General features: G+C 71.0%; 5 protein-coding genes and 3 pseudogenes. 5 read left to right on the top strand and 3 right to left on the bottom strand.

The window, feature by feature from the left end:
* The 5 genes and pseudogenes from ABZY11_RS19395 to ABZY11_RS19375 all read left to right on the top strand — a co-directional run.
* Positions 1-3,514: CHAT domain-containing protein (locus ABZY11_RS19395; protein ID WP_356480294.1), on the top strand; the 3,514-nt coding region annotated here is incomplete at its 5' end.
* An 810-nt stretch (positions 3,515-4,324) separates the two neighbouring features.
* The gene (locus tag ABZY11_RS19390) at positions 4,325-4,993 is read left to right on the top strand and encodes a macro domain-containing protein (protein ID WP_356480293.1); all 669 of its coding nucleotides are present in this window, start codon (positions 4,325-4,327) and stop codon (positions 4,991-4,993) included.
* A gap of 124 nt (positions 4,994-5,117) precedes the next feature.
* Positions 5,118-6,782 (top strand): ADP-ribosyltransferase domain-containing protein, encoded by a 1,665-nt coding sequence (locus ABZY11_RS19385; RefSeq protein WP_356480292.1) that lies wholly within the window; start codon positions 5,118-5,120, stop codon positions 6,780-6,782.
* A gap of 290 nt (positions 6,783-7,072) precedes the next feature.
* A pseudogene (locus ABZY11_RS19380) lies at positions 7,073-7,572 on the top strand (IS5/IS1182 family transposase); the annotation flags it as partial.
* A 408-nt stretch (positions 7,573-7,980) separates the two neighbouring features.
* Complete coding sequence (locus ABZY11_RS19375) at positions 7,981-8,874, top strand: hypothetical protein (protein WP_356480296.1); 894 nt, start codon at positions 7,981-7,983, stop codon at positions 8,872-8,874.
* A 43-nt stretch (positions 8,875-8,917) separates the two neighbouring features.
* Here the strand turns inward: ABZY11_RS19375 and ABZY11_RS19370 are convergent.
* From ABZY11_RS19370 to ABZY11_RS19360, 3 genes and pseudogenes are all read right to left on the bottom strand, one after another.
* A pseudogene (locus tag ABZY11_RS19370) lies at positions 8,918-9,004 on the bottom strand (IS5/IS1182 family transposase); the annotation flags it as partial.
* Between the two features lie 93 nt (positions 9,005-9,097).
* Positions 9,098-9,799, bottom strand: a pseudogene (locus ABZY11_RS19365) (ISL3 family transposase); the annotation flags it as partial.
* A gap of 108 nt (positions 9,800-9,907) precedes the next feature.
* On the bottom strand, positions 9,908-10,915 hold the full coding sequence (locus ABZY11_RS19360; RefSeq protein ID WP_356480291.1) for a LacI family DNA-binding transcriptional regulator: 1,008 nt from the start codon (positions 10,913-10,915) through the stop codon (positions 9,908-9,910).
* Positions 10,916-10,969 lie beyond the last annotated feature (54 nt).

Here is a 10,969-nt window from a genome sequence, read left to right as displayed (position 1 = left end):
GGCGGCCCTGGCCGACACCCCGGCCGGTCACCCCGAACGTACCGCGGTCACCGTCGCCCTCGGCCGGGCGCTCGCCGCGCTCACGCGGGCGTGCGACGACGCCGACGCGGCCCTGGAGGCGACCGAACTGCTCGCCTCGGCCGGAGCCTTGAGTGACGAGCACAGCGAGATGCTCGCCGCGTACCGGGAGTTCGAGTCGTTGAGCGAGAGCGACGACCCGGACGCCCTGGGACGGGCCGCAGCGCTGCTCGGTCGCTTCGCTGCGTGGGACAGGGAGCGTGCCACCCATGAGGGCCGACAGATCGACCTCGACCTCGAAGTCCTCTCCCTGACCGCCGGATTCGAGCCCGACGACAGCGCCGACGAACGCATCGGCCGCTATCGCTCCGCCCTCTCCGTCCTCCCGGCCGATCACCCGAACCGGCATGCTCACGTCGCGGTCCTGGCAGCCCTCACCGGGCTGCGAGCCGAAGCCCTGCGCTCCAGCGCGCCCGCCCGCGCCGGACTGCTGGACGTCGAATCCCGCGAGCTGACCGAGGAGACGCTCACCGACGCCCCGCCCGGCTTCCCGGCGACGGACCTGCTGCGCCGCGGACTCTTCGAGGCCGCGCTGTCCGTCGCCGCCCTCGCCATCACGGCGGACGTCACGCGGGACGAGGACATGCCCGACGAACTCCGCTGGACACTCGCCCAGTTGTCCCGGATGGCCGACGTCCGCCTCGACAGTCCCGAGCACCTCGACTCCGACATCGCGACCATCCGGGAACTCCTCGACGCCACGGACGAGGACCACCCCCAGCTGCGCCGGCACCTGGCCGGAGTCCTCGGCAGCGCCCTGTCCGCCAGCGTCGCGGAACGGCCCGATCCCGCCGTCCTCGAAGAGGTCGTACAGCTGCTGCGCTACGCCGGCGCCGACTCCGGCGACGCGCCCGGCAGGTTCGACCGGATACTCGCCGACGCCCTCACCGCCCTGTCGGCGGGCTCCTTCGACGCGGAAGGCGCGCGTGAGGCGGCGGCCCTGCTCGCCTCGGCGCCCGGCCCCGCCCCGCTGACTCCCGAAGAGGCGACCCTTCACGACGGCGCGGCGGTGACCCGGACCGACCGGGAGGTGCTGGCAGCACGCACGGAGTTCCACAACGCCCTGCAGAACTACCTGTTCGGCCATGAGCCCGCGCAGTTGGAACGGGCCCGGCGGATCGCCCACCGGTTGCGGAAGATCACCCGTGCCGGGGCGACCGACGGGGAGGACCCGCCCTGGTACGACCTGATGGGCGACGCCTACGTCGACCTGGTCGAAACCGTGGGGCCGGGCGGCGCGCGGCCCGACCTCGACGACACGGTCGTCGAACAGTGCCGTAGGACGTTCGAGGGATGCCCCGCCGGACATCCGATGCGGCCCATGGTGACGATGACGCTCGCCAGGGTCCTGATGCAGCGCGCCGCCACCCTGCGCACCAGCGAACCGGAGCGGTCCCGGGCGCTGCTCGCCGAGGCGCAGGGCCTGGAGGGCGTCCTGAGAGAGGCGAGGCCGGACGGGTCGCCGATCGACATGGCCGGCATGATCAGCTCGGTCGTCGACCTCATCGGCCGGGACCGCCTCCCGGAAGTGTCCACCACGGACGCACTTGGTCCCGCACGGCGCCCGGAGGTCTCCGGGACGGACGACGCCCCCGGACCGGCACCGGCAAACAGCAACTCGTTCGGTCCGCTCGCAGCCGTCCTCGACCTCCTCCGTTCCCGCCTCGCCGGCCACACGGCCCCCGATGGCTGGAACAACCCCGCCCTTCCCGTGTGGATGCGCGCCCACGGCGAGATCGCCGCGGCGGCCGGAGCGCTCGGCCGCGGGAAGCCGCGGATCGACCTGGCACTGGCGCATCTCGAAGCGGCCGTCGAGGCGATGGCCGGGATCACCGACCGGGGCAGCGACCAGACGTCCGCCGAGCACGGTCTGTCGACCTTCGAGGGCGACATCAGGTCGATCGTCGAGCTGATCCTGTCCTCCCTCGAACTGCGCGAGTCCGCCGTACAGGTCGCCGAGCGGGCGCAGATCCTGGAACTGGGCGTGCGAGCGCTGGAGGCGGGACAGATGCCCGACCTCGCTGGCCTCCCCGCCCTGGACCACACGGTCCGGGGCCCCGACGTGGTCCGTACCGCCGAACTGCTGGAACGCGGCCGGGGCCTGCTGCTGGCGCGCCGCATCGAGGCCCGCGCAGACATCGGCGATCTGCAGGGCGCGCACCCCGAACTGGCCGAAGAGTTCGAGCAGTTGACCGACCGAATCGACACGCGGCCCGAGTCGGCCGCCGTCGGAGCCGCCGAGTGGGCCCGGCTCGCAGGCCTGCGCGCGTCCAACGAACTGGACGATCTCGTACGGCGCATCCGCACGCGGCCGGGCTTCGAGGGCTTCCTGCGGCCGCTGACCGCAGAGGAGTCCAAGGCGCTCGCGGCCGAAGGCCCCGTCGTCGTCCTCAACCACGGCAAGCGCTACTGCCACGCCCTCATCATCACCCAGCGGTCGGTCACCGCCCTGCGCCTCGACCCCGAGGCCGACGAGATCGCCGACGCGGCGCGCCGGCTGCGCGACGCCGTCGATGCCATCAACGCGCAGGGCGCGTCCCGCCCCTCCCCGCTTCAACTCGTCGCCGCAGGCAAGGAGGTCCGCGAGACGCTGGCGTGGACCTGGCACAGGATCGTGCGCCCGGTCCTGGAGTCCGTCGGGGCGGTGGAACCCGTCCCGCGCCACGGCGCGTGGCCGCGCATCTGGTGGGTGCCGACCGGCCCATTCAGCGCCCTGCCACTGCACGCGGCCGAGTGCTCGACGCCCGACTGCGCCGAGGACGGCTGCGGTGCCGCCCTCGACGCCGTGGTGTCGTCGTACGCGCCCGGCCTGCAGACCCTTGCGTACGCGCGAGCACGCGCCCGGCAGCGTGACACGGCCGACCACGGCAGCGCCCTGCTGGTCGCCGCGCCCGAGGACGATCTCCCCGGCGTTGCCTCGGCAGCCGCCCACGCGGCCGAACTCCTCGGCGCACAGGCGCCGTTGATCGGCCCGGCCGCCACCCGCGAGGCCGTGCTCGCCGCGCTGCACGACGCCTCGTGGGCCCATTTCGGCTGCCACGCGACGACGGACCCGGCGGAGCCCTCCGGCGCCCTGCTGCATCTGCCCAGCGGCGAGTCGGTCTCGGTCCTGGAGATCTGCCGGGTCCGCCCGCGTTCGGCACGGCTCGCCTTCCTCGCGGCCTGCGGCACCGCACGCACCGCCGAACGCCTCGCGGACGAGGCCGTTCACATCACGAGTTCGTTTCTGCTGGCGGGCTTCCCGACGGCGGTCGGCACGCTGTGGGAGATCGACAGCACGCACGCGGACCACATGACGCGCAACTTCTATCGCCGAACGACCGCTCCCGACAGCCCCGGTGTCGCGCACGCCCTGCACGACACCGTCCGCCAGTTGCGGCGCCGCATCCCGGAGAGGCCGCACATCTGGGCGGCGTACGTCCACGCGGGGGCGTAGGAACCCCTGGCAGGACAGGGTCAGGGCAGGGGAGAACGGTGCAGGTTCACCAGTAGACGCCAGACCCGCAGCACGATCTCATCGGGAGTGGCCTCGATCAGTCCCAGCCCTGGTACTCGGTGCGTGACACTGTCTGCGCGACGGAGACCGCGTGTTCCTCACCCACTCCACGACGGGCCGTGGCAACGAGCAGGTCAACGGGTCCATCGCGAGGGGGCGGCCAGTTCGAACGCATCCACGCCGCCGCCCGCACACCAGCCGCCACAGACGGGCAGATCACGGCAGTGAGCCGGGCATCGCTTCAAGCCGACCCGGCCAACTCCCTGGAACGCAACAAACGCCTGGCCGTCCGCGTCCGGCAGTTGGAGCCCCGGCTGTCCCGGATAGCGGCCGTGGGGACCGGCGGTACCGCAGTTGCACCAAGGGGTGATCTTGAGTGCGGAGAGGTCCGGTCGGCGGAGAGGTTCGTTGAAGGGGGACGGCCCGCCGGGCACCTCCCCGCCCGTCCCGGCATGCTGGCCCGGCGCCCAAAAGGTGCCTTTCTGGGGCGTGGAACTGCCGTGCAGCTGCCAGACGATCCGATCCGGAGAGTCCCCTCGGCAGCACGAGTGCATGCCCGAAGGCGGGCGGCGGACGTGGCCCCTGCGGGCGGGAGCAAGACTGCCTCGACGCTCAGAACCAGGCACTGAATCAGATACCTGTCTTCCCTCCCTCTGCTGCCCTGCTCGAACAACCCTGTCGAACGGCGCTGTCAGTGGCGCGCGGTAGCTTCGGGACTGTTCGAGATCACGGGGTGAGAGGGGTGAATTCGTGGGTGTCAGGCATGCGTTGAGCGTCGTCCTGGTCGACGTCAACGACGAGGTGGTGACGGCCTGGCGGTCCGCGTTCGCGGACACGCCGGAGGTTGAGATCAGGCGGGGTTCCCTTCTCGATGTGGACGCCGATGCCTGGGTCTCTCCCACCAACGAGCGTGGCCGGATGGACGGTGGGGTCGACGCCGTCGTCAAGCGGTACCTCGGTGCGGGCATCCAGGTGCGGGTGCAGCGGGCGATCCGCGACCGGTTCGGCGGACGGCTGCCGGTGGGCAGCGCGGTGTGCGTCGCTTCCGGGGCGGACGTACCCCGGTACCTGATCTCGACGCCCACCATGCGCCAGTCGTCGCAGAACGTCAGCGACACGATGAACGTGGCCCTGGCCTGCGCGGCCGCCTTCCAGGCGGTGCATCTACAGAACCGGACGAAGCCGGGCAGCATCCGGTCGGTGGCCCTCGTCGGGATGGGCGCGCAGACCGGGCAGGTGCCCGCGAAGGTGTGCGCCAACCTGATGTGGACGGGCTACACCCTCTTCCACGACCACGGTTTCGCGGACTACGACGAGTTGCGGGCCGCCGTACTGGGGCAGCTCGACGACATAGAGGGAGCGGGGTCCGCACGGCGGGTCCGGATCAACGTGCCGCAGCGGCCTTCCTTTCGTCACTGACCCGAAGACCTCGCAGGCCGGTGCCGCCCAGGGCGCGGACACCGGCGACGACCCTGCCACAACTGTTCAGCATGCCGGGGCGCCCTTGGAGGCGTCCGGTTCGAGTATCGGGAGTTCCACCCTCGTGAGTGATGTCGACGTGACGGTCGCGGGCGATGCCGATTCCCCGGCCGGGGATCCGCTGGGACTGGCCGGCCTGTTCACCGGTGGCGGCGAGCCGTGGCTGCCGCTGCTCGGACCGGTGATCGAGGCGCAGCCGGGAGCCGCCGACTTCATCGGCCCGAAGCGCAGCCCGGAGGTCGTTCCGGTGCGCGAGCTGACGTTCCAGGCGTTGAAGCCGCATCCGCCGGAGAAGTGGAAGGTGGTCGTCTTCGGACAGAACCCCTATCCGCGGGCGGAGAGCGCGACCGGCATCGCGATGTTCGACAACACCTTCAACGACTGGAAGGACAGCCAGTTCGGCCGGGTCGTCAGCATCCGCTGCCTCATCAAGGCGGCCGCGATGTGGAAGTACGGCATCGTCAAGAAGACCCCGATCGCCGACGTCCGGGCCCTGCTGAAGAAGGAGGGCACGGTTCAGCCGCCCGAGTGGTTCCAGGCGATGCTCACCCAGGGTGTGCTGCTGCTGAACGCGTCCCTCACGGCGAGCGCGGACGGGGCGATGGCGACCGATCGGCACACGTCGTTCTGGCGCCCCGTGGCCGAGCAGATCGTCGAGGAGATCCTCCGGGCGAAGCAGGACGCGGTGGAGGAGGACGACCGGGGGGTGGTGTTCGCCTGGTGGGGCGCGCACGCCCGGAGTCTGAAGAGGGTCGTCCAGCGGCTGGAGAAGAAGTACCCGGGGGTGCAGGTCCGTCACCTGGACCACGCCAACCCGGCCGCGCAGGGGGATCTGTTCTGCGAGGGTGACCACTTCGCCCAGGTGAACGACGCCCTGGCGGCGGTGGGGGCCGAGCCGGTCGACTGGCTGCCGCAGAAGGGCTGGGACCAGGGGACGGGCGGGGCCGGCGGGCCGGAGGACGGTGGTGTCGCGCAGCGGATGGGGGCGTTCATCGCGTCCACGATGGAGTTGCACCAGCTTTATCTGGAGCGGCTCACCAGCGTCAAGGACGAGGGCCTCGCCCTGCCGCCCGTCACCGGGGTGTTCGACACGCCGCTGATGGACTTCCGGAAGGCCGTCGAGCCGGTTTCGCGGGTGCTCGCGCACCTGGATCGGCATATCGATCTGTCGAGCCGTTTCGGGGAGACGAAGGCCGCGGAGGCGGCGTCCGCGGGTGTGCTGTCCGGGGAGGCCGTGGGCGCCTTGTCGGCCGACGCGATCTCGGCCCTCTACCTGTACACGTGCGAGTCGGGCTTCTACCGCGAGATCAACGCCGTGCTGCGCTCGGCGGACCGCGAGCGCGTGGTGCCGTACCTGCCGTACCTGCGGTTGCTGTTCTCGGCGATGGAGGCGTTGCCGGCGCAGACACGGCCGCTGTGGCGTGGTGTGGCGCTGGATCTGCGGTCCCAGTACCCGCTGGGGCGGACGGTGACGTGGTGGGGCGTGTCGTCGTGCACGTCCGAGCTGGGTGTGGCCCGCGCGTTCCTCGGCGGGCGTGGCCGGCGGACGCTGTTCGAGGTGACACCCGCGCGGGCGGTGGGGATCCGGCGGTTCTCCGCTTTCACGGGTGAGGAGGAGTACATCCTCGCGCCGGGGACGCAGCTGAAGGTGACGGAGGTGAAGGCCGAGCGTGGGGGTCTGTGCACCGTACGGCTGACCGAGCTGGAGGGGGCCGGCCTGGTGTCGTGACGTCCCTGGGCCGGGCATACGAGCGCCCCGTGGCGGGCCTGAGCCGTGCCGTGGATGAGCCCTGGAAGAGCCGTACCTCGCCCTTCACTCTGACCCGGACAGAGCCCGAAGTGCTGCGCAACGGCTGGCCATCTCCCGGAGGTTGTTCGGGTCCCGCCCCTGGCTCTGCCCGGCGCTGACCAGCCGCCTTGGGGCTCGCGCGGATAGGCGCGGTGGGGCACTCGGGAGTAGAGCAGGCACAGGGCCTAGTGATCATGGAGTTGCGACGCTCTGTGATCGCCTGGAGACCTGTGCCTGCACTGCCATCATGGATGACCGAACTCCTCCGGGACCAATTCGCGGCGCTGCTGCCCAGCGGCCGGTCTGCGATCCGGCCCACCCACTGGGCTGCCACCGCCCGCGGATCAGCGACCGGATCATCTTCGACAAGCTGCTCCAGTTCCTCCGCTTCGGCTGCTCCTGCCAAGCCATAGCGGACACCACCTGCTCAGCCACCACGATCCGCAACCGCCGTGACGAGTGGATCCGGCTGGGCATCTCCGCCCGGCTTCGGCACATAGCCCTGGAGCCATACGACCGAATCGTCGGCCTCGTCCTGGACCAGATCGCCATCGACGGCTCGATCACCAAAGCACCCGGAGGCGGAGAAGCCGCCGGATGCTCACCGGTCGACCGAGGCAAACAGGGCGTCAAACGCTCCGGAATGACAGACGGTTACGGAATCCCGCTGGGCCGGGTCCTGGCCGGAGCGAACTGCCATGACTCGCCACTGCTCGCCCCGACCCTGGACCTGGATGAGGGCTCCCGAACTGAAGAACGCCGCGACCGCGAGGAGCACCAAGAGCCTTGCCCAGTTCATGGCGAACAGGGCAGGGCGATCAGGTCTGTCAGAGGAACGCTGCCGCTCCCTGTCGCACCCCAGGTCGTTACCCACCGGTGCCCGGCCCGGTCCCGGAACGTGCACTTCTCGGCCGCCGCGATGGGTAGGATCACGCCGCACGCTGAGCGGGCGGTTCGAGCCGTGCCGCGCACGGCACAGACCGAAACATCGGGGGTGCACGGCATGAGTACGAACGGCAGTGGTTACTGGGGTCCGACGGGCGGCCCCGGACCCGGCCCCGGTGGACAGCCGGGCCCAGGTCCCGGCCATCGGCCCTACCCTGGGGCCGGACACCACCCGTACCCCGGCGGTCCCGGCGTGGTGCCCTACCCGCCGCAGCCCGCGCCCGTGCCGCCGCAGGGGTACCCGGGACATCCGCAGGGCTGGGGCCCGTACCCGCCACAGCCGCACGGCGGTGGCCCGCAGCCGCCGTTCCCGCGTCCGCCCCGGCCGCCGCTGACGCGCAGGCAGCGGATCCTCAAGTGCGTCTACAACCCGTTCTACGCCGCCCAGCGGACCTTCCGCCCCTCGCGCCCGGACGCCGTCGAGGACCTGACGGTGCGCAAGATCCAGATGTGGCGGACCGGGCTCGGCATCGTCGCCTGGCTCGTGCTGGTCATGTCGTACAAGCCGGTCGACACCGCCAAGGGCGTCGAGACCGTCGCGGGCGACAAGTTCAACCAGAGCTGGATCAGCACACTCGTCCTCGTGTGCGCCTTCCCGTTCGTGATCGCCCTGTTCGCGTTCGCCGCGCAGGGTGCGCTGCGCGGGCTCTACCTGCGCCGGTCCCTGAAGTCCTTCGGGGCGGTGGCGGCTCTGATGGGGTCCATGGCCACGTTCCCCCTCGCCGTCGCGCCCGATCCGGAGACCGCCGGCTTCCGTGGCGCCATCGGGACCCCCGGCATGGTCGTCCTCATCACCCTCTGCGCGTGGTCGCTGGGCTTCGCCCTGTACGGGATCGTGCTCTGCCTCATGCACGTGTTCCGCACCGCCGACATCCACGAGGTACTGCCGCCGATCCTCGCCACCTTGCTGGTGTGGGTGATGGCCGCCCTCGACGTGATCAACAACGAGAACGCCGAGGTTCCCGTCCTTGCCCAGATCGTGTTCCTGCTCGGCGCTCCGGTGTCGGTGACGGTGTTGTCGTGCTGGGAACTGTACCGGCTGCGGAAGTACCACAACCTGACCGTGCGACAGGCCCTCGGCCGCTAGGTCATCTCCGCGTTGCCAAGAGCTCGCGCAGGCAGATGTGGGGTCATGGTCGTCGGGTGGGGCGGTCGTCCCAGCGGTGGGTGGTCCAGGCGCGGCGGATGGTGCTACGCACGGTGATGACGGTGTCCGTCGCTCGGAGCGGTTCCGTGTGGCCCGCGCGGAGGGTGCGGGGCGGCTCGAAGGGCGGCAGTTCGGGTAGCGGCGGCTGCGGACGGACCCGTGCGACTTCGTCCTCGGCTCGCTTGCGCAGACAGGAACGGTGCTGGTGACAGGTCTTTTCCACCGCGGCGGACAGGTTCTGGAGCAAGTGGAAGCGATCGGCGACTTCGGTCGCTTCGGGCGCTGCCTCACGGATGGCGCGGCTGTACCCGCTGTCCCGGTCGCGGCACACGATCTCCGTACCGGGACGGGCCCGCAGCCAGGCTGCCAGGGTCTCCGTGGTGCGATCCGGCAGCACGTCGATGACGGTGGAGGTCTCCACGTCCAGCACGAGGGTCCCGTACGTTCGGGAGCGGCGGAAGGCAAAATCGTCGCCCCCGAGCACCCGCGGACTGCGCGCCGGCACCGCCGGTGCGCGCAGCTGCCCGAGCAGCCGTGCCCGTCCGCTCGGCGCCGCCAGGACACGGCACAATCGCGCGCCGGGACGTCCGCCCAGCGCCAGTGCAACGGCCCGCCACCACACCTTCACTACCGGCCCGGCACGGGCATGACGGATCGTCAGGACCTCTGCTTGCTCGGCGAACGTCCGCCGCGGACAGTCGCCGACGTCGCAGTGGAACCGGCGCACCGTCAGCTTCACCGCCACGCGGCGTCCGCTCGTGGGTAGTTCGGCCGGACGCCGCAGGTACCTGCTGTGCACGCGGCGGGACACCGTCGAGCAGTCCGGACATCTCAACTCCGGGACGGCGCAGTGGGCGTCGACCACCACCAGCTCATCGACCTCACTGAGCCCGTCGAGCACCGGCCCTTCCGCCCTCGGCAGCAGAGCGGAGGACCCGTCGGCCGGCCGCACGGATAGCGGGAGGTGTTGCCCTCAGCCGACCGGTGCGCACTGCCCGGTGGATCCGCGGACGACGAGTTTCGGCGGGAAGACGTGGTCAACGGGCGGCGTGTGGTAGCCCTGCAGGCGTTCCCAGAGTGCGGTGGCCACGGTGCCGGCCATCTGGTCGGTGGGCTGGTGCACGGTGGTCAGCGGCGGGTTGCTGTGGGCGGAGAGGTAGGAGTCGTCGTATCCGATGACGGAGACGTCGCCCGGCACGGTCAGCCCGGCTTGGCGCACGGCGCTGAGGGCGCCGAGGGCCATGAGGTCGCTGCCCGCGATGATGGCGGTGGCGCCCGCGGCGAGCAGCTGGTGGGCGGCGGCGTGTCCGCCGGTGAGGGAGTAGTCCTTCTCGGCGTAGAGCGCGTCCTCGACGGTGCCGAACTGGCGGCGCATCTCGCGGCGGTACCCCTTGAGCCGGTTCTGTGATGGCCGGAGGTAGCCCTGGCCGCCTGCCAGACCGATGCGCGTGTGGCCGAGGGAACGCAGGAGGGTGACGGCCATCGCGGCGCCGGCGGCCTCGTCGGTGGTGACAGTGGAGACCGGCAGGTCGGGCACGTGACCGCCGACCAGCACCATCGGCAGGTGCTGCTGGTGCAGCTGCCAGTAGAAGCCGTGGTCGGCCGAGGGGTTGGCATGCCGGCCCGAGACGAGTACGAGGCCCTGGATGCGCTGCTGTATGAGCGAGTTGATGTAGTCGAGTTCGGTGGGCCCCTGCTTGGTGGAGCTGCCGATCACGGCGGTGACGCCCAGCGCGCCGAGTTTGGCCTCGATGGCGCCGGCGAGCTGCGCGAAGACGGGGTTGTCGAGTTCAGGCACGATGATGCCGACAAAGGACGCGTCGGCCGGTGCGGGCGCGACCATGCCCTGCTCGCGCATGGCCCGCAGGACCCGGGCCCGGGTCTCCTCCGCCACGCCCGGCCGGTTGTTGAGCACGCGGCTGACCGTGGACGCGCTCACCCCCAGCCGTTTGGCGATGGTCCGGACCGACAGCCTGGTCATCCGACCTCCAATATCCCTTGAAACATGTTGCAGATTGTTGCCTGCAAATTCCGG

This window comes from Streptomyces sp. NPDC006510, from assembly GCF_040611955.1.
Classification (GTDB): domain Bacteria; phylum Actinomycetota; class Actinomycetes; order Streptomycetales; family Streptomycetaceae; genus Streptomyces.
Note: the sequence above shows the minus strand (reverse complement) of the source record. Positions and strands in the feature narration are given on the sequence as shown.

Bases quoted from the DNA above. Each gene is read 5' to 3' on its own strand.
- ABZY11_RS19360 (WP_356480291.1), bottom strand. From the start codon at position 10,915: ATGACCAGGCTGTCGGTCCGGACCATCGCCAAACGGCTGGGGGTGAGC.